At 44.1% G+C, this 18,428-nt stretch carries 18 protein-coding genes; 9 read left to right on the plus strand and 9 right to left on the minus strand.

The features are described from left to right. Positions 1–15 precede the first annotated feature (15 nt). From VME0621_RS06770 to rpiB, 5 genes are read right to left on the minus strand one after another with little or no spacing between them, the layout of a single operon-like run. Positions 16–1,026, minus strand: coding sequence for a 4-hydroxythreonine-4-phosphate dehydrogenase PdxA (locus tag VME0621_RS06770; protein WP_062457361.1), 1,011 nt, complete (start codon positions 1,024–1,026; stop codon positions 16–18). Positions 1,027–1,044: 18 nt separating this feature from the next. Continuing rightward, the gene (locus tag VME0621_RS06775; protein ID WP_006073799.1) at positions 1,045–2,328 is read right to left on the minus strand and encodes a TRAP transporter large permease; all 1,284 of its coding nucleotides are present in this window, start codon (positions 2,326–2,328) and stop codon (positions 1,045–1,047) included. Beyond that, positions 2,325–2,900, minus strand: a complete 576-nt coding sequence (locus tag VME0621_RS06780; RefSeq protein ID WP_231892927.1) for a TRAP transporter small permease — start codon at positions 2,898–2,900, stop codon at positions 2,325–2,327. The genes VME0621_RS06775 and VME0621_RS06780 overlap by 4 nt, the downstream gene beginning before the upstream one ends. A 56-nt stretch (positions 2,901–2,956) precedes the next feature. Continuing rightward, positions 2,957–3,940, minus strand: a complete 984-nt coding sequence (locus tag VME0621_RS06785) for a TRAP transporter substrate-binding protein (RefSeq protein WP_006073802.1) — start codon at positions 3,938–3,940, stop codon at positions 2,957–2,959. Positions 3,941–3,979: 39 nt separating this feature from the next. Next, positions 3,980–4,426, minus strand: a complete 447-nt coding sequence (gene rpiB, locus VME0621_RS06790) for a ribose 5-phosphate isomerase B (protein WP_006073804.1) — start codon at positions 4,424–4,426, stop codon at positions 3,980–3,982. 432 nt (positions 4,427–4,858) lie between these two features. Between rpiB and glpX the strand changes: the two genes are divergently transcribed. The 3 genes from glpX (at position 4,859) to VME0621_RS06805 (ending at position 7,306) form a co-directional block, all read left to right on the plus strand. Then, positions 4,859–5,866, plus strand: coding sequence for a class II fructose-bisphosphatase (gene glpX / locus VME0621_RS06795; RefSeq protein ID WP_062457358.1), 1,008 nt, complete (start codon positions 4,859–4,861; stop codon positions 5,864–5,866). A 40-nt stretch (positions 5,867–5,906) separates the two neighbouring features. Next, positions 5,907–6,881: a sugar-binding transcriptional regulator gene (locus tag VME0621_RS06800; protein WP_062457356.1), complete on the plus strand. Its 975-nt coding sequence runs from the start codon at positions 5,907–5,909 to the stop codon at positions 6,879–6,881. A gap of 176 nt (positions 6,882–7,057) precedes the next feature. Beyond that, positions 7,058–7,306, plus strand: a complete 249-nt coding sequence (locus tag VME0621_RS06805; RefSeq protein ID WP_006073808.1) for a hypothetical protein — start codon at positions 7,058–7,060, stop codon at positions 7,304–7,306. Positions 7,307–7,400: 94 nt separating this feature from the next. On the opposite strand, the gene VME0621_RS06810 is transcribed toward VME0621_RS06805, so the two are convergent. Beyond that, on the minus strand, positions 7,401–8,585 hold the full coding sequence (locus VME0621_RS06810) for a D-alanyl-D-alanine carboxypeptidase family protein (RefSeq protein WP_038225797.1): 1,185 nt from the start codon (positions 8,583–8,585) through the stop codon (positions 7,401–7,403). A 394-nt stretch (positions 8,586–8,979) separates the two neighbouring features. Continuing rightward, positions 8,980–10,257, minus strand: a complete 1,278-nt coding sequence (locus tag VME0621_RS06815; RefSeq protein WP_062457354.1) for a sensor domain-containing diguanylate cyclase — start codon at positions 10,255–10,257, stop codon at positions 8,980–8,982. Positions 10,258–10,530: 273 nt separating this feature from the next. On the opposite strand from VME0621_RS06815, the gene VME0621_RS06820 reads away from it, so the two are divergent. From VME0621_RS06820 to VME0621_RS06850, 6 genes are all read left to right on the plus strand, one after another. Continuing rightward, positions 10,531–10,815 carry a hypothetical protein gene (locus VME0621_RS06820; RefSeq protein ID WP_038225800.1) on the plus strand — a complete coding sequence of 95 codons (285 nt, stop codon included), beginning with the start codon at positions 10,531–10,533 and terminating at the stop codon, positions 10,813–10,815. 551 nt (positions 10,816–11,366) lie between these two features. Then, the gene (locus VME0621_RS06830) at positions 11,367–12,545 is read left to right on the plus strand and encodes an ABC transporter substrate-binding protein (RefSeq protein WP_062457348.1); all 1,179 of its coding nucleotides are present in this window, start codon (positions 11,367–11,369) and stop codon (positions 12,543–12,545) included. Between the two features lie 22 nt (positions 12,546–12,567). Beyond that, complete coding sequence (locus tag VME0621_RS06835) at positions 12,568–14,274, plus strand: ABC transporter permease (RefSeq protein ID WP_062457345.1); 1,707 nt, start codon at positions 12,568–12,570, stop codon at positions 14,272–14,274. Then, a complete protein-coding gene (locus tag VME0621_RS06840) occupies positions 14,240–14,887 on the plus strand; it encodes an ATP-binding cassette domain-containing protein (RefSeq protein WP_038225808.1) in 648 nt (215 codons plus the stop codon). Before VME0621_RS06835 ends, VME0621_RS06840 begins: the two co-directional genes overlap by 35 nt. Beyond that, positions 14,881–15,486 carry a CDP-alcohol phosphatidyltransferase family protein gene (locus VME0621_RS06845; RefSeq protein ID WP_062457342.1) on the plus strand — a complete coding sequence of 202 codons (606 nt, stop codon included), beginning with the start codon at positions 14,881–14,883 and terminating at the stop codon, positions 15,484–15,486. The genes VME0621_RS06840 and VME0621_RS06845 overlap by 7 nt, the downstream gene beginning before the upstream one ends. Before the next feature lie 85 nt (positions 15,487–15,571). Continuing rightward, positions 15,572–15,919, plus strand: a complete 348-nt coding sequence (locus tag VME0621_RS06850; RefSeq protein WP_006073826.1) for a YajD family HNH nuclease — start codon at positions 15,572–15,574, stop codon at positions 15,917–15,919. 58 nt (positions 15,920–15,977) lie between these two features. Here the strand turns inward: VME0621_RS06850 and dkgB are convergent, their stop codons facing one another. Both dkgB and gnd read right to left on the minus strand, forming a co-directional pair. Next, positions 15,978–16,784 carry a 2,5-didehydrogluconate reductase DkgB gene (dkgB, locus tag VME0621_RS06855; protein ID WP_062457339.1) on the minus strand — a complete coding sequence of 269 codons (807 nt, stop codon included), beginning with the start codon at positions 16,782–16,784 and terminating at the stop codon, positions 15,978–15,980. 190 nt (positions 16,785–16,974) lie between these two features. After that, entirely contained in the window at positions 16,975–18,423 is a 1,449-nt protein-coding gene (gene gnd / locus VME0621_RS06860) for a decarboxylating NADP(+)-dependent phosphogluconate dehydrogenase (RefSeq protein WP_006073836.1), read from the minus strand. Positions 18,424–18,428 lie beyond the last annotated feature (5 nt).

Consider the following 18,428-nt stretch of genomic DNA (forward strand, 5'->3'; position numbering starts at 1 on the left):
GGTTCACCATTTGATTTATTGTTGTTTTAGTTGATAACTAGTCGCCATTCTTGTGGTCAGCTTCAGCGCATTTTCCATTGCAGGCGTTGAGGCAACATTCTTGCCGTAAATATCAAAGGCAGAGCCGTGGTTAGCGGTTGCGATTGGAATTGGGATTCCTCCCTGAACTGTTACACCGCGGTCAAAGCCCATCATTTTCAGCGCTGTCGCGCCTTGGTCGTGGTACATAGAAACAATCGAATTCATCGATTCTTTCTCTACAACCCACATAGTCGTGTCACCAGGGAATGGCCCGAATGCTTCGATGCCTTTCTGCTTCGCTTTTTCAATTGCCGGTGTAATAGTGGTAATTTCCTCATCACCGAACAGTCCACCTTCCCCACCGTGTGGGTTAAGAGCTTGAACGGCAATTCGTGGAGACTCAAAACCTGCAGATCGCAATGTTTTGTCCATCAGCTCAATGGTTTCCAAAACCGAATCAACCGTGAGGTTATCGACAACATGCTTGAATGGAATATGAGAGGTAACGCGACCAGCCCAAATGTCGTCAACAACGTTGACTTCACAACCAAATCCTTGATACCCAGTTAGCTCTGCAAACCACGACAGTTCATCACGGTGAGCCAAACCTGCCATGCTCATCGCCTGCTTATTCAAAGGCGCAAAGCAAATACCGTGGGTTTTATGGGCTAGGGTTAAATCAACCGCTATCTTGAGTGTTTCAAGCACATAAGTTCCGCCTTGCGCCGTGGCTTTACCGTACTCAATAGGCTCGGCATGAGAGCTGCTAAATTTCAGTAGAACAGGCTTATTGTCGACAAAATTGGCTTGCTCGAATGAATCCACCACATCGTAATCAAATGTCACCTGCGCAATATCCATGCCTTTGCGAAGTTCGTATTCATCAGCAATGATAAGAATATTGGCTTGCTGTCTGTTTGCCTCGTCAGCGAGCACCTTAACCGCAACTTCAGGGCCAATTCCGGAAGGGTCACCTAATACAAGAGCAATAGTCGGTTTAGTCATGTTTTAATTCCTTGAAAGTTATTTATAAATGAAGTCCACAAAACCTACAGAGAGCGCGGGTACGTACGTTGCCAGCAGCAGTACAAAGAACAGTACTCCAATGAACAGTGCGTTGACTTTTGTTACCTGCCAAATGTCTCGTTTCGCAATAGAGCAGGCCGTGATAAGAACACTTGCCACAGGCGGCGTTTGCTGACCGATAGAGATGTTGAGTGCCAGCATAATTCCGAAGTGAATTGGGTCGATACCTAATTCATGAATAAGTGGGAGTACGATAGGTACAGTTAGAATGATGGCCGCAGCGCCGTGCAAGAATACACCAACAATTAAAAGCATCACGTTAAGCATCATGAGAACAACGTACTTGTTTTCAGAGATACTTAAGATGCCAGCTGCCATTTGTTGCGGTACTTCTTGCTCGGTTAGGAACAGACCAAGTACTGCCGAGGTTGCGACAAGAAGCATGACTACTGATGTACCTGTCACCCCTTCCATCATCGCTTTATAGAACAGCTTTAGATCCATCTCACGGTAGATAAAGATACTGATCACTAACGCTAGTAACACCGCGATGCCCGCAGCTTCCGTCGCGGTCATAAAGCCTGAAAGGATGCCACCAAGAATAGCGAACGGTAGCGTTAGCGCCCAAAATGCATCTTTAAATGCTACCCAAAGCTTACGAAGGCTAAACGACTCTTCTCTTGGCAAGTTGTATTTGACTGCGTAGTAGTAACACACTCCAAACATGCCAGCCGCGCCTAGGAGACCCGACACGATGCCTGCCACAAACAGCTGTGAAATCGACACATCTGCCATTGCACCGTAAATAATCATTGGTAACGATGGTGGAATGATCACCGCTAGAGAAGCTGAAGACGATGTGACCGCCGCAGAAAAGCTTCCTGAGTAACCACGCTTTTTCATCGCTGGAATCAAGATAGAACCTAGCGCGGCAACGTCGGCCACTGCCGAGCCAGAAATCTCAGCAAAAATCATCGAGACACCAACGTTTACCATAGATAGGCCGCCACGAACGAAGCCTACAATAGCGTTAACGAAATTGATCAATCGAAGAGAAATACCGCCAGTGTTCATTAGTGCACCAGCAAAGACAAATAATGGAATAGACAGTAGCGTGAATTTAGAGCCACCCTCAAACATTGCCAGCGCGGCGTTGTAAATTGCGTCAATGCCTGACGTAGCAACCATCCCAACAATAGCGACCGCTCCGATAGCAACACCAATTGGTACATTAATCATTACTAAAGCGATCAAACAAAACAAAACGACTAACGCACTCATTTCACAGCCTCCATTGCTTCTGACATATCCTTTTTGGCATCACGAATTGCTTCTTTTATTTCTTCGTCTTCTTGCGTTGAACCATCACAGAGTAAGTTCCATGCTTTTGGCAATGAGCAGATTTGTGCCACGATAAACAGCACCGCTCCAATAGGTAACGCGGATTGAGCAAAGGAAAGCGTAATAAAGTCGAGACTCGTTAATGTCTCTTCCCCAAAAATCTCCAAGATGTAGTAACTGGCCCAAGCAATCACTGCAAAGAATCCAATCACCACCAGTTCACTAAATAAGAACAGCGCTTTACGTAATGGCAACGTCATGCTCGCCACTAAACCGCCAAAGCCCATATGAGATCGTTTGATTGCACAAAGCGCTGAACCATAGAAGGTCAACCAAGCCAACAAAATAGCGGAGACTTCGTCGTACCAATAAAGAGAAGCACCACTAAAGCGTGAAAAAACCGCAACAATGATAATGGTGCTGAGTGCGAGTAAGATCGTCATTGAAATAGCGATCAACACTTTTTCTAGAACGCTAGAAACTCTATTTAACACAGCTAGAAAAGACATCATAAACCCTCGCGAAAAACACATGAGTGGCTGCACCCAAGGTGCAGCCAAGGAACTTCTTAGTTAGCTGTTGCCATTGCTTTATTTAGCATGACTTCGCCGTTGTTTACGTTTTTCACAAAATCGTCGTAGATAGGTTGGCTTGCATCTACGAAGGCTTGACGGTTCGCTACGTTAAGCTTCATACCACCAGCAACCAGCTTATCTTTCAGTTCGCCTTCTAGCTTCGCGGCTTCTTGATAGCCCCACTGCTGTGCTTGCTTAGCAGAGTCTTCAAGCACTGCTCGAACTTCATCAGGGAATTTCCCATAGTGGCGTGCACCTGCAGTTAGGTATGCTGGTGTGTACACGTGGTTTGTCACACTCAAGTAGCCTTGCACTTCATGTAATTTCGCTGCATAGATGTTGGTATACGGGTTTTCTTGCCCATCGATAACACCAGTTTGTAGACCAATGAATACCTCACTGAAGCTCATAGGCGTTGGGTTCGCCCCCCAGTTTTTGAACATCTTCACGCGCCATGAACTGTTTGGTGTGCGAATTTTCAAACCATCAAGATCTTCTGGTGTGTTAACCGGGCGCTGCGCATTAGTGATGTTTCTAAAGCCGTTTTCCCAAAAACCGATGACTTTATAACCTTTCTTTTCAGCAGCCGGCGCGATATATGGCCAGAATACTTGCTCCTCGATCTTAGCGACATGGTCACGATCTGAGACTAAAAATGGTAGTTCAAACAACGCCATTTCTGATACATGCGTTGGTAGTGTTGAAGTGAGTAGAGCCAAGTCTACCGTGCCAAGCTTCAACTTCTGCTGCACATCTTTATCTTTACCTAATTGAGCTGCACCAAAGAACTTAAGGTTGTAGTCAATACCTTGTTTTTTGAATTCTTCGTTTGCCACTTCAGTAAAATATTGTGTCGTGTTGTATTGAAGTGAACCTACCTGCGCGCTAGTCGCCACTTTTAGGTCTTTGGCAAATGCCGCTGAAGAAAGAACAGCAGACACAGCGAGTGCAGTAAAAGTAAGTGTTGTTTTTTTCATTTTAGTTTCCACGTTATTCCATTAAACATTGAGGGAGGGTTATCCAATAAATTCTTTCTCTATCTCCTTAATTCTATTTACCTTAGGGGTCGAGGGTCCGTCAGAAAACTCTGAATCTAACCATGTATCTAATATCGCTTTTGCGAGCTCAGAACCAATCACGCGAGAACCCATAGTGATAATTTGCGCGTCGTTGCTCTTACGAGCTCGCTCAGCAGAAAACGTATCGTGGCAAAGTGCAGCTCTAATACCTGGTACTTTATTTGCCACAATAGATACACCGATTCCGGTACCACAAAGAATGATGCCGCGTTCATGCTTTCCAGCACTCACTGCTAAGCTGACTTCTTTGGCAATATCCGGATATAGTGATGCGTTCTCTGGGTCGATTCCGTAGTCGACATACTCAATACCTTTCGCAGCTAAATGAGCTTTCAAGCACTCCTTCAAATCTACTGCTGCGTCATCACATCCAATTGCAATCATGTCGCCTTCCTTTATGTTCATTTGTCCAAACAGATTACAAATGATATTGAACTTTTATTCAAAAAAGTTACAGATGAACATCTTTTAAATGAGATACCAGTCACCAAAACAATACAATTTATTAACATTATCGTGATCAAACAAACCTAAATGCCAATTTAATAAACGGATATGACTTTTATAAAACAGAACAAGATTGAGATCACAAAAACACAACAAATTCATTTAATACAACAACTTAATAAGAGCCAATAGCTTTTTTAACACCATTTAAATAGAGCTTTAACTCTACTCAATGACAGCTAAAACACCCGGTTTGATAGTTTGTTCAGATAAACAAAGAAATTAGAACATAAATATTCTAAACATATTGTTCAGATGTTATATTTGATGAACATATGAACAACGCCAATAACAAAAGGACTTACTAAAATGCACAACGAATTAGGTTTAACACTTTCTCAAGTAACTGAGTCAGCAGCACTAGCTGGATACAAATGGCTGGGGCGTGGGGATAAGAACAAAGCTGACGACGCAGCAGTGGCTGCAATGAGGCACCAGCTTAACGATTCACATGTCGACGCGACGATTGTCATAGGGGAAGGGGAAATTGACGATGCTCCCATGCTGTATATTGGCGAACAGTTAGGGAAAGGTGGACCTGCTATTGACATTGCGGTCGACCCTATTGAAGGGACACGAATGACGGCAATGGGACAATCAAATGCTCTAGCGGTGTTAGCAGCCGCTGAAAAAGGCACATTACTTCAAGCTCCCGATATGTATATGGAAAAATTAGTTGTCGGCCCAGCAGCGAAAAGTGCGTTAGATTTAACGCTCTCTATTGAAGAAAATATTCTCGCTATCGCTAAGAAACTCGATAAACCGGTAAAAGATATCGTTGTGGCAACGCTCGCTAAACCGAGACACGATGCCATCATTCACACCATGCAATCGATGGGAGTAAGAGTCTATGCTTTCCCAGATGGGGATGTCGCCGCCTCTCTGCTGACATGCATGCCAGAAAGTGATGTTGATATGATGTACTGTATTGGCGGAGCACCAGAAGGTGTAGTAACAGCAGCAGTAATTCGTGCATTAGATGGAGACATGCAGGCACGATTATTAACGCGTGATGTAGTTAAAGGTGAAACCTTAGCCAATATCAAACATGCCGAATCAGAGCGCCAACGCTGTGAGGAGATGGGGGTAAGAGAAAATGTTATCTTATCGCTCAATGACATGGTGAAAACCGATAATATTGTATTCTGCGCAACGGGTATTACCAAAGGTGACCTCCTCGATGGTGTACAAAAACATGGGTCGTACCTCACAACTGAAACCTTACTTATACAAGGTCACAACAGAACGATTAGAATGATAAAGTCTAATCATGACCTAAATAAAACTAATAAAGAACTACTTAAGCTTATTGCTTAGCAATCTATTGCTTGCAGTGATACGCCTTTAAAGGAACAGAATGGACTTAACCAACATTGAACAAACAGAGGAAACCAATCTTCTGACTGAAATTGCAGTGGCCTATTATCAGGATGGTGCAACACAAGAAGAAATATCAAAACGTTTTGGTCTGTCACGTGTCAAAATAGGACGCTTGCTCAAACGAGCTCGAGATCAAGGCATTGTCGAAATTAAAGTCAAGTATCACCCTGTTTTTGGCGCTAAGCTCGAGGAGCAACTCAAAGAACGCTTTGGTTTAAAGCGAGCTTTAATAGCACTCGACCAACCAACCGAAGATGAGCAGCGCGCACTATTAGCCGGTGTCGTTTCTACTTACCTTTCCGCAACGTTAAAGGACGGCATGATTGTCTCCATTGGCCAGGGGCGTAACGTCTCATCTGTCTCTGAGCATATCGGCGTCGTTAACCCGAAAAAATGTACATTCGTGTCTAGTATTGGAGGTATTCATCCCCGTGGTGGCATGCTCAATGCGGACCATATCTCGCGCCGTTTTGCCAAAACTTTCGGTGGAGTCAGTGAAACCTTGTACGCTCCGGCTTATGTTCGTAACCCCGATCTACGTAGAGCCTTGCTTGAAGATGAAACCGTTCAGCAAACAATGGACATTGCAAAAAAAGCGGATGTGGCATTAGTCGGAATTGGTGACTTGAATGAAAGTAGCTATATGGTGAACCTAGGCTGGTTTTCAGTTCAGGAAATGGTCGAAGCACGAATCCAGCAAGGTGTAGTCGGTGAAGTCGGCGGTTATGATTTTTACGATATCAAAGGCAACGTCCAAGATACCAAAATGAGTAACCGTGTAATCGGACTAACCATCGCTGACTACCAAAAAATCCCACAGGTAATCGCCATTGCTGCAGAAAGCAGCAAACCACTGTCAATTGTTGGAGCTTTGCGTACGGGAGCGGTAGACATACTAGCGACTAGCGTCGCCAACGCGATCACCATTCTTAATTTAGACGCTCAGCAATAAAATAGCCGTGCAATGTAACAACTAGTGCATTGCACGGCTTCAACTTATTGTTCCCGTTTACTTCACATTTCTCTCAGTTGACAGGAAAAGTCGTGTTTTCTCTCTTATCCTAAACAAGACGCCATAGTGACATTGTTGTCATTATGACTTATCAAGTAATGATTCTAGGAGCTTCTATGGGAAAACTGATGCTAAAAGTTATTGTGCCAGCTCAAATGCATACAGGGATGACAATGGTGCCTGACCCAATGCCACAGTATATTGGAGCAGAATCACTTCTACCTAACGGGTTGCTACCACCAATGATAGCTGGAGCGACGGTTATTGGAGGCCAAAAGGTCGGGAGCAAATGGATGGGGTGTACTTACATGAAAGCTCCGTATGTGATTCCAGGATTTGCCGAAGTTGAGGAAACCCCTTTTTAGGCAGCAATGACCTATTTGCCTACCTATTTCATTCCGGTACCTACCTATTCAAAAAGTAAGTACCGGAACTTGTGTTCAAACTAATCCCAAAGAATTAACTCTCCCAAAGTCCTTTTGTATCAGAGAACAACGACTTAAACCAAAGAACAACTGAGTCCCATGCTCGTTTAAAAATAGAGCCTTGCTCTACATTAGACATGGCAATCAGAGGCTCCGAGGCAATTTCATCATTACCAACACTCCAAGTGACATTACCAATGATATCCCCCTGTTTCACGGGAGCAACCAACGGTGCGTAGATTTCGGTTTCCTTCGTCACTCCACGGCTGTTACCGCGCAGGTAAGTCGCATAAACATCATGGTCAAACCCCACGTCAATATTGGCGTTTTTCCCTTTCCAAACTCTAATCGTCGCTTCACTTTCGTCCGCTACGGCAAGTTGGTCTGTTTCATAAAAACGGAAACCGTAATTGAGTAGCTGTCTTGATGCTTCCACGCGAGTTTGCGTACTCGGTGTCCCCATAACTACGGAAATCAGACGCATCTGCCCTTGTGTCGCTGAACTAACTAAGCTATACCCTGCATCTGAGGTATATCCGGTTTTTCCACCGTCGACATTAAGAGAGTTATCCCATAGTAGTCGATTACGGTTGTATTGCTTAATATCCGCCCAAACAAAGCGTTTTTCAGAGTATATTTCATAAACCTCAGGCACATCTTCGATGATCTTTCTCATCAATATAGCCATATCGTTTGGCGTAGTGTGAATCCCCTGCCCATCTAAGCCATGAGCGTTAATGAACTGAGTACTGTTCATACCCAAGTTCACTGCCCATTGATTCATCAAGGCAACGAAACCACTTTCCGTCCCGGCTACATGTTCGGCAAGTGCGACCGCGGCATCATTTCCTGATTGAACAATCAAACCACGTAGTAAGTCCGACACCGTGACGTTGTCACCCGGCTTAATGAACATTTTGGAAGAATCTGGAAATTTAACTGACCATGCGTTCTCACTTACCGCTACTTTGCTATCCCAAGAAGTGCGGCCGTTTTCGATTTCTTTACCAACTACATAAGCAGTCATCAATTTTGTTAAACTGGCAGGCGCTAAAGCGGCATCTTGGTTGCCTCCCACGAGTATAGCTCCGGACTGATAGTCCATGAGAACGTAGCCTTTGGCATTAAGTGTGGGTGGGTTTGGTGTCACCAACGCCGCGACAGACACCGATGAACTCAAGGCTAAAGACGCAAACAGCAGTGACATAGTTTTATTCATCTCACGGACTCCTTATTCTGTGAGCACTCCATTGAACCACCGATTTAGGGAATCTTGACTACAACTCGTCATTTGAAACATCGGTGTCAACACGGAGCAGAAAGGTTTCTTTCCCCCTACCCACAAACTAGAATAATATTCGCAAGTTAGCTCAGAATTTTTGTAAAATTTATTACCTGCCCTCAGTTTTAAATCCAGTATGATTTTTAGCTCACCAAAACGCCTAAAGCGCTAAGAAGCCGCCCACAAGATATATCATTCCAGCAATCACCAGTCTTCATTGACATAGATATGAAGATAGTTTTTACAAAAACTACATACTCATGACATAGACAGCTTCTTCTCTCATCAAAGCAGAAGACACATTAGATTGGAGTAAAATACTTTGTAACAATCAGAACGGGTAATTCTTCGAGCTTATGTAGTGGCTAGATGAACCAGCTTGCTTTTTCGCTTGATACATCGCCTTGTCCGCAGTAGAAATAGCATCTGATAAATCTAAATCAAAACTGAAGCATAGTGTGGCGCCTAAACTCAATGCGGGTTGTATCTCTTCACCGCTAGGCAACAAAATAGTATGAGAAACCACCTGAAGAATGTGATTCGCTATACCCAAAACGTGCTCTTGACTATTCAGACCAGGAAGTACTATCAAAAATTCGTCTCCTCCTAATCGAGCAACCAAATCTGACTGGCGTGTAAAGTCTCTGAGCCTACTGGCCAAACAAACCAAAACTTGATCGCCAGCTGCATGCCCATAATGATCATTCAGCTGTTTGAAATTGTCTATGTCGAGGTACATAAACGCTAATTTCTCAAGCCGTTTACTGGATTCCGATACTACAGATTCGAGTTTGGCATTCAACAACCTACGATTTGGAAGATTAGTGAGCGGGTCCAAGTTTTGAGCTTCAATTACCTGTTGCTCCCTAGCCTTGCGCTCTGATATGTCCCGAACTATGGCCAATAGATAGTACTCGCCATTAAATTCGACCATACTGACATTAGCCTCAATAGGCAGTTCACTACCGTCCTTGCGCCGATGTGTGGCCTCAACAAACTGATGAGGGGACTGTTTCATGTTCCTAACGTGCTCTCCCCACGTCAGATTTTTACTGAACATCGGGTTGATATCAGGAACCGTTAACTTTAGTAACTCTTGCTTAGTGTACCCGAGTCGCTTATATCCCAATTCATTGCAATTTAAAATCTGTCCAGACTCTCTATCAACAACATAAATCGCATCATGGGACTTCTGAACTAGTTGGTCTAACAGTAACTCAGCAGCCTGAGATTGACGGACTCCAGATAAATCTACTATCTGTGATAAAAAGCGGCAGGCATTTCCATATTCATCGACCTCGGCAGCCATATTCAGTAAAGCGGGAATAGAATGTCCGTCTTTGTGGAGGTAACGTTTGTGTACTTGGACCGACTGCGTCGGATTTTCCACCAATTGGGCCCGTACCTTCTTGTTAATGTGCAAGTCTTCAGGATGAGTTATGACGACTTCAGACGACATAAGCTCTTTCCGGCTATAACCAAGAAATGCATGCAAAGCAGGGTTTGTATACTCCAACCCACCATCTACCGATGTCACTACCGTGGGTATTGGGGTGATATCAAAAAGACGATGAATCGATTGATCAAATTTAGCGGAATATCTATCCATACCATTCTCGCTTTAAATCAAGCAGTTATATAAAACAAAGCAAGCCAATGACAAAAAAGCACTGACGGGTGACAAGCTACTCTGTTATTTTTATTAGTCATTTAATACTGAATCAAACTAGTTCAATTCACTGCGCTTACAAACCCATTATTAACCAATTACTCAAAAATGAGACACTAATATACACCCGTATGAATTAACCCCTTAGTAGGATGTTGTCATTCGAATTGCTCAATTATGATGCCTACTTGTCCCGCCTTTTAGTTCTGTGAAATGCTCGTAAAACCATCCTTGACTGAAGCAACTCAACAATTGATTCAAGCCGTAAAAGAAGAACTTCCCCTTTATGCTGAAGACACTTTCGTCTGTGGCCCAGAGAATTCCTGTATTGGCTGCCCGAAAAAGCTTATGGAACTAGTGGAAACTGAAGTTAGTTACTGGGAATCCTCTCTAAATCGTGGCATAGCTCCTAATTTTGAGGAACTTCGTCGATTCGGCAAACTTTGCCAAAGCGTTAAGCGAGGTTTAATTCGAAACGGAGTGATCAATAAAAAGTAACGCCCTACGTAAAATTTGTATGAAAGGAATTCCAACTACTGACGGTCATGTAGATATTCCTGAGTTAAAAACAAGCAGGCGTATGGATATGTCAACTCAATTAAGGTTATTTAACGACCTAGAAGAAACGCCCTTTGCACAAGTTGAAGTAGAGTTTTACCACGTAAATATGATCATGGATGAGATTCGGTGCTTTCATTCCTGTCTACAGTGCCCCCATGTGCGTATCGATGTATTGGAAAGTGGCCAGCTTGTTCATTCGTGTAGAGCTCCATTTACGACGGAGCTACAACAGCTACTCGATCAATTTTGACACTATACTCAAGATAGTTGGTGGACATAGCAACGACATCTCTAATTACTTGGAATTAACTTTATTAATCGCGCTGAAATTTCTTTCCTTTCTGTTCGGTCTTATGCGGCTGATGGTTTTTTCAAGGCTCACCTCTATAGATGTTAATAAGGCTATTGATTATCACAGGCCAACCTTTAGTATCATTTATTAACAACTAGGCAAGGTTCGCCGCAAACAATATTAAATGGATAACAGAATGAATAATAAAAGATTTAAATCCGCAGTACTTCCTACTCTCGCGCTTTCCATCTCAGCTTTATCGTTTCCCGTTTTGAGTGCAAACCAAACCAATATGGACTGGAATAGCATACTGGACGATGCTAATGGTCAAACCGTTTATTTTCACGCATGGGGAGGTAGCCAAGAAATTAACCGTTACCTCCAGTGGGCAGGTAAAGAACTTAAAGACCAATATGGCGTTAACTTTAATCACGTAAAAGTCACCGACATCGCCGAAACTGGCTCTCGTTTACTCGCTGAAAAAGCAGCAGGAAAAAATGATGGTGGCAGTGTCGATATGGTGTGGATTAATGGTGAGAACTTCAAATCCATGAAGGACAACGCCCTACTTTATGGACCTTTTGTATCCAATCTTCCGAACTGGCAATACGTCGATAAATCGCTTCCCGTTGACAGCGACTTCTCAGAACCAACAGGGGGGCTTGAAGCGCCTTGGGGAGTGGGTCAACTCGTGTTTATTCACGATACACAAACTCTAAATAACCCACCGACGTCTTATATGGAGATGCTCAACTACGCTAAAGCGTTTCCGAATAAGTTAAGCTACCCTAAACCGCCCGAGTTTCATGGTACTAGCTTCTTGAAATCTCTGTTAATTGACCTTACAGATAACGATCCTGCGTTAGCAAAACCCGTTTCAGAAGCTGACTTTCAAGGCGTCACCAAGCCGCTTTGGGATTATCTGGATGAGTTTCATAAGGTTGCATGGCGTGGTGGTAAACAATTCCCTGCCGGAACCGCTGAAACAATCCAATTACTAGACGATGGTCAGCTTGATCTAGCTATTACTTTCAATCCAAATGCTGTCTACTCTGCTCAAGCGAATGGTAACCTTAGCGATACTACTACCGTTTATGCAATGGACAGTGGCGCATTGTCCAACATCCATTTTCTTGCAATCCCTTGGAATGCTAATGCTAAAGCGGGGGCTCTAGTCGCTATTAACTTCCTACTAAGTCCAGAAGCGCAATCGCGAAAAGGTGATATCGCAATTTGGGGTGACCCTTCGGTACTCAGCAAAGAATATCTCACTGGCAGTGCGGCGAAAACTCAACAATTTAAGTCTGTCGCCGAACCTCACCCAAGCTGGCAGAGCGCTCTTGAGCAAGAGTGGCTCAAGCGCTACGGCAGCTAACGGCTTACGAGATAATAAGATTATGCTTAGACTGTTGTACGTCTGTTTAGTCGTTGTCTGCATTTTCCCTACAGTACCTGGTTTACTTGGGGTGGTGGTATCCTCTTTGGGTTATATCCCCCCTTTAGGTCTACATCATTTTGATTTAGCCGGATTCAATCAGGTCTTTGCATGGCAGGGCGTAGAAACTTCTATTTTGCTGACATTTAGCTCCGCAATACTGAGCAGCTATCTCGCCTGCTTCTTATCCTTTGCCATTATTGCCTCTTGTTGGAACAGTAGATGGTGGAAGCGAATCGAACTATCGCTATCTCCTTTACTTGCTCTGCCTCACGTCGCCTTTGCTATTGGTTTTGCTTTTCTGTTTTCTCCTACCGGATTTGGCGCGAGAGCCTTCGTTGACCTTTTTGGAATGGACCTAAACGGAAACTCTGCCAGTTCAGCTTGGCTAGTCAAGGATCCTTATGGCGTTGGCTTGACGTTGATGCTAGCCCTCAAAGAAGTGTCGTTTATACTGCTGATGAGCATCCCAATACTACGACAACTTAGAGTCCGTGAATCACTGCGTATCGCTGCATCACTAGGATACACAGAAAGTGCAGCTTGGTGGAAAATCATACTTCCACAATGGTTTACTAAAATTCGATTCCCGATGCTCGCAGTGATTGCGTACAGTTTATCCGTCGTCGACGTTGCTTTAATTATCGGACCAACTAACCCGCCAACCTTCGCGGTCTTAGTTTGGCAATGGTTCAATGACCCCGACCTGAGCTTGCTTCCCCGCGCCAGTGCTGGTGCTGTTGTGCTGTTTGCTATTGCCTCAATATTGATTGGTATCGCTCGTCTTATCGAGCATCTCGTCGTTACCGTTTGCAATCAATGGCAATATTCAGGTCGTACATCGCTGCATATTCCTGGCAAACCAATATTCACCGTACTTGTATCCATTGTTGCCGCCATGATACCGCTGACGGTCGTTTGGACATTTGCGCAGCGCTGGCGTTTTCCGGACGTCTTACCAAGCCGTTATACAATGCGTTTCTGGGAATACGAATGGGACGGTATTTTTGAAGTGATGGCACAGAGCTTAACCATCGCGCTTATCTCGGCAACGATTGCTCTCATACTTGCTGTTGTAGGACATGAGTATCGCAATAAATATCGCTTACATATCCCAGGTTACGTCATTGCGATTCCCATGCTATTGCCGCAATTAAGTATCCTGTTCGGATTGCAAGTTACCACGCTATTGCTTAGTGATTCGAGTTATTTGCTTTGGGTTTGTTGGTCACATGTATTCTTCGCCTTCCCGTTTGTTTTCCTTGCACTAGATGGGCCATGGCGCGGCTTCAATAGTAAGTTTACCCAAGTATCACTGAGCCTTGGGAAGAGCCCTATTCATACTTGGCTGCATGTCAAATTGCCGCTTCTTTTCCCTGCAATGGTATTTGCATGGGCGGTAGGCATTAGTGTGAGTCTTGCTCAATACTTACCTACGCTGGTATTAGGAGCGGGTCGAGTTGCCACTATTACAACCGAAGCGGTAGCCCTATCGAGTGGATTCGATCGCAGAGTCACCGCCATCTATGCACTCTTCCAAGCCTTATTACCACTACTATTTTTCTCTGTTGCCGTATTGGTTAATCGCATTCACTCTCGTTATCGACGAATTAAGATCAAAGGACTTTTATTTAATGACACTATCGCTGGTAAACCTCACCATCCGTAAGAAGGAAGGCGAGGTGCTGTTTTCTGACTGCAGTTTCAACATAAAACAGGGCGAAATATTGACGCTAATGGGCCCAAGTGGTTGTGGAAAATCCACGCTACTTGACGTCGTTGCGGGTCATCTGTCGTCAGAGTTTGTCTACCAAGGACAAGTTCTACTCGAAGACAAACGTATCGACATGCTAGAACCACACAAGAGACAAGTCGGAATTTTGTTTCAAGATGACCTGCTGTTTCCTCATCTCAATGTATGGGAGAACCTTGCCTTCGCCTTGCCTAATCGAATTAAAGGAGCTGAACGACAAGAACATGCAATGAACGCTCTTGCTAGTATTCAACTCAATGGTGTGGCTAATCATTACCCAGAGCAATTATCCGGAGGACAACGTGCCCGCATCAGCTTAACACGAATGCTGCTCGCTGAACCAAAGGCCGCCCTACTTGATGAGCCATTCAGTAAACTCGATAAAGAGCTGCGGGTTCAGTTCAGAGATTGGGTTGTGGAACAGCTTCGCAGTGCCAATATTCCCGCTTTAATGGTCACACATGATGAGGATGATATTCCTGATGGCAGCCAAGTCCTTAAATGGCCTTGGGAGAGTGCAGCATGTTAGACAGCATTAGTATCAAAGTTATTCGCTGGCCGTTATCTCAATCGGCACGTGTGCTTAACCGATTAGGGATAACAGCCAATCAAACTACACTATTTGGCTTCGCTTTGGGTTGCCTTGCTTTTCCTGCTTTAGCGTTTGAGCATTATTCCATCGCCCTGATATTTATTTTGTTAAACCGAATTTGCGACGGTCTTGATGGCGCTCTAGCACGTATTCAAGGGATTTCAGATGCCGGAGGTTTTTTAGATATAAGCTTGGATTTCTTATTCTACTCACTGATACCGTTTGGTTTTGTTATTGCCAACCCTGAGCAGAATGCCATTGCTGGCGCTTTTTTGATTTTCTCTTTTATCGGCACAGGAACTAGCTTTTTGGCATTCGCTGTGATGGCAGGTAAACGCGGTATTGAGAATCCAGTTTATCGTCATAAATCTTTGTACTATATGAGTGGCCTTACCGAAGGCACCGAGACCATTGGTTGCTTTGTTCTTTTATGCTTATTACCTGAACATTTTGCTACCATTGCGTTCGTCTTCGGAGCTGCGTGCTGGTTTACAACGTTCACTCGCATTTATTCAGGGTTTCACACATTGCGATAAACGCTACCGAAATCAAGTTAGAACCCACTTTTGTTGTGGTACATTCAGCATTAGTTGTTTCGGTTAATACGATGAAAGGATCGATATGTCTTCAGACTACTTTGGAACCAGTGCAGCCTACGCACGAAAAGAGAGCGATTACCGTGAGAAAGCCCTTAAGCTTTATCCGTGGGTATGTGGAAGCTGCGCTAGGGAGTTTGTTTATTCAAACCTGAGAGAGCTAACGGTCCATCACAAAGATCATGACCACACGAATAACCCCGATGACGGAAGTAATTGGGAACTTCTATGTTTGTACTGCCATGATCATGAGCACTCAAAATATACTGAGCACGATTTATACGGTAGCGAAGTAAAACCAGGAGAAGATAACCATCAGGCCGCTACGCATAATCCGTTTGCAGACTTAGCAAATATGATGAAGAAAAAGTAAACGCGTTAAACGAAAAACGTCAGGGCTTACCCTGACGTTTGTTTCACCCAGTCGAAACTTAGTCCCACTCAGGAGCGAAGTCTGGATTGGCTAATCGATGACCTCTATCCAGTTTCGAAATACTCTCCATATCTTCATCGTCTAATTTAACGTGAACATACGCTAAATTACTCTCGATATTCGTTTGCTTAGTCGATGATGGAATCGTCACAAATCCGCATTTAGCCATCCAAGCCAATACGATTTGAGCAGGCGTCGCTCGATGTTTTTCAGCAATATGTTTAATTGAACCATCTTTAAGTACATCCCCATACGCAAAAGGCATGTAACCAGTCACAATCATCTTGTGTTGACGGCAGTAATCCACTACGCGTTGGTTCTGCAGGTATGGGTGCACTTCGACCTGATTGGTATAAAGCACATTGTCACCTAAGATCTCAATTGCTTTCTCCATTTGCGCAACAGTGAAATTAGACACGCCAATATGACGAGCGAGTCCATCGTCTTGAGCTTGCTTAAGTTGTTGCAAATACTCAGCCATTGGCACTGCTTCATCTTTAAGTGGCCAATGAATAAGAAGCAGATCCACATAGTTTACCTGAAGATCTTTCAAGCTCTCATGCAAACTAGGTAGAAAAGACGCTTTCCCTAGCTTATCCATCCAGATTTTGGTCGTTACAAAAAGCTCCTGACGAGGAATTCCAGAATCCGCTATCGCTTGCCCCACTTCTTTTTCGTTGCCGTAAATTTGAGCGGTGTCGATGTGGCGATAGCCAGCATTCAAAGCCATTTCAACGGACTTATAAGCATCGTCGCCCTTTAAGCGAAAAGTACCGGCGCCAAGAGTTGGAATAGAAAGAGACATAGCTTCTCCTTTGAGTTGGTTATGCATTTAATTACAGTACTAATTACAGTACTAATTACAAGGTACTACAAATAAAAAAGCAGAGTGTGCGCCAACTCTAAAACTATATAGTTATAATATTATCGAAAATCTATTGGAACAAAAAAAGCCTCGCAAACTGTGCGAGGCTTTTTGTTAGTTTAATAACGAATTACACGTCGTAAGTCGTTGAAGCCGTGTTACCGCCTGTACCAGTCCAGTTTGTGTGGAAGAACTCACCACGTGGACGGTCAGTACGCTCATAAGTGTGAGCACCAAAGTAGTCACGTTGAGCTTGAAGCAGGTTAGCTGGTAAACGTGCTGTTGTGTAACCGTCTAGGAAAGATAGCGCTGAAATTGTACATGGCATTGGGATGCCCGCTTCTAGAGATTTCGCTGCTACTTTACGCCATGCCGCTAGGCTGCTTTGTAGGATGTTTTTGAAGTAATCATCTGAGCCTAGGAATGCGATATCTGGGTTCGCTTCGTAAGCATCACGAATATTACCTAGGAATGCAGAACGGATGATACAACCACCACGCCACATTAATGCTACGTTACCGTAGTTTAGATCCCAACCGTTCTCGTTTGACGCTTCACGCATTAGCATGAAACCTTGAGCGTAAGAGATGATCTTAGATGCAAGTAGTGCTTGGCGCAGTGCATCAACCCACTCTTGCTTATCGCCTTCTACTGGAGTAATGGTCTTACCGAATAGAGATTCAGCTTCAACACGTTGGTCTTTAAGAGCTGATAGACAACGAGAGAATACAGACTCAGAGATAAGCGTTAGAGGAATACCAAGGTCTAGTGCGTTGATACCTGTCCATTTACCCGTACCTTTTTGGCCCGCAGTATCAAGGATCTTCTCTACTAGTGGCTCACCGTCTTCATCTTTGTAACCAAGAATATCAGCGGTGATTTCTACTAGGTAGCTGTCTAGTTCTGTCTTGTTCCAATCTGCAAATACAGCCTGCATTTCATCTGCAGACATACCTAGACCGTCTTTCATGAACTGGTACGCTTCAGTAATCAACTGCATGTCGCCGTATTCGATGCCGTTGTGAACCATCTTAACGAAGTGACCTGCACCATCGTTACCAACCCAGTCACAGCAAGGCTCGCCAGCATCAGTTTTCGCAGAGATACCTTGGAAGATAGGCTTAACTGCTTCCCAAGCTTCAACTGCGCCGCCTGGCATGATTGAAGGTCCAAAACGAGCGCCTTCTTCACCACCAGAAACGCCAGTACCGATAAAGTGGATACCTTTTTCACGTAGCTCAGCAACGCGACGGTTTGTGTCTGGGTAGTTTGTGTTACCGCCATCAATGATGATGTCGCCTTTGTCTAGTAGTGGTACTAGCGCTTCGATGAACTTATCTACAACATCACCAGCACGTACCATTAGCATCACTTTGCGTGGCGTTTCTAGCTTCTCAACGAGTTCTTCTAGCGAGTATGCACCAACAATGTTCGTGCCTTTTGCTGGACCTTCCAGAAACTCGTCAACTTTTGCAGCAGTACGGTTGTGAGCCACTACTTTAAAGCCGTGGTCATTCATGTTTAGGATAAGGTTCTGACCCATTACCGCCAGACCAATTACACCAATATCACCTTTCATTGTTC

The sequence above is a fragment of the Vibrio mediterranei genome, from assembly GCF_900088415.1.
Taxonomy (GTDB): Bacteria; Pseudomonadota; Gammaproteobacteria; order Enterobacterales; family Vibrionaceae; genus Vibrio; species Vibrio mediterranei.

Bases quoted from the DNA above. Each gene is read 5' to 3' on its own strand.
- VME0621_RS06770 (WP_062457361.1), bottom strand. From the start codon at position 1,026: ATGACTAAACCGACTATTGCTCTTGTATTAGGTGACCCTTCCGGAATT.
- VME0621_RS06775 (WP_006073799.1), bottom strand. From the start codon at position 2,328: ATGAGTGCGTTAGTCGTTTTGTTTTGTTTGATCGCTTTAGTAATGATT.
- VME0621_RS06780 (WP_231892927.1), bottom strand. From the start codon at position 2,900: ATGATGTCTTTTCTAGCTGTGTTAAATAGAGTTTCTAGCGTTCTAGAA.
- VME0621_RS06785 (WP_006073802.1), bottom strand. From the start codon at position 3,940: ATGAAAAAAACAACACTTACTTTTACTGCACTCGCTGTGTCTGCTGTT.
- rpiB (WP_006073804.1), bottom strand. From the start codon at position 4,426: ATGATTGCAATTGGATGTGATGACGCAGCAGTAGATTTGAAGGAGTGC.
- glpX (WP_062457358.1), top strand. From the start codon at position 4,859: ATGCACAACGAATTAGGTTTAACACTTTCTCAAGTAACTGAGTCAGCA.
- VME0621_RS06800 (WP_062457356.1), top strand. From the start codon at position 5,907: ATGGACTTAACCAACATTGAACAAACAGAGGAAACCAATCTTCTGACT.
- VME0621_RS06805 (WP_006073808.1), top strand. From the start codon at position 7,058: ATGGGAAAACTGATGCTAAAAGTTATTGTGCCAGCTCAAATGCATACA.
- VME0621_RS06810 (WP_038225797.1), bottom strand. From the start codon at position 8,585: ATGAATAAAACTATGTCACTGCTGTTTGCGTCTTTAGCCTTGAGTTCA.
- VME0621_RS06815 (WP_062457354.1), bottom strand. From the start codon at position 10,257: ATGGATAGATATTCCGCTAAATTTGATCAATCGATTCATCGTCTTTTT.
- VME0621_RS06820 (WP_038225800.1), top strand. From the start codon at position 10,531: ATGCTCGTAAAACCATCCTTGACTGAAGCAACTCAACAATTGATTCAA.
- VME0621_RS06830 (WP_062457348.1), top strand. From the start codon at position 11,367: ATGAATAATAAAAGATTTAAATCCGCAGTACTTCCTACTCTCGCGCTT.
- VME0621_RS06835 (WP_062457345.1), top strand. From the start codon at position 12,568: ATGCTTAGACTGTTGTACGTCTGTTTAGTCGTTGTCTGCATTTTCCCT.
- VME0621_RS06840 (WP_038225808.1), top strand. From the start codon at position 14,240: ATGACACTATCGCTGGTAAACCTCACCATCCGTAAGAAGGAAGGCGAG.
- VME0621_RS06845 (WP_062457342.1), top strand. From the start codon at position 14,881: ATGTTAGACAGCATTAGTATCAAAGTTATTCGCTGGCCGTTATCTCAA.
- VME0621_RS06850 (WP_006073826.1), top strand. From the start codon at position 15,572: ATGTCTTCAGACTACTTTGGAACCAGTGCAGCCTACGCACGAAAAGAG.
- dkgB (WP_062457339.1), bottom strand. From the start codon at position 16,784: ATGTCTCTTTCTATTCCAACTCTTGGCGCCGGTACTTTTCGCTTAAAG.
- gnd (WP_006073836.1), bottom strand. From the start codon at position 18,423: ATGAAAGGTGATATTGGTGTAATTGGTCTGGCGGTAATGGGTCAGAAC.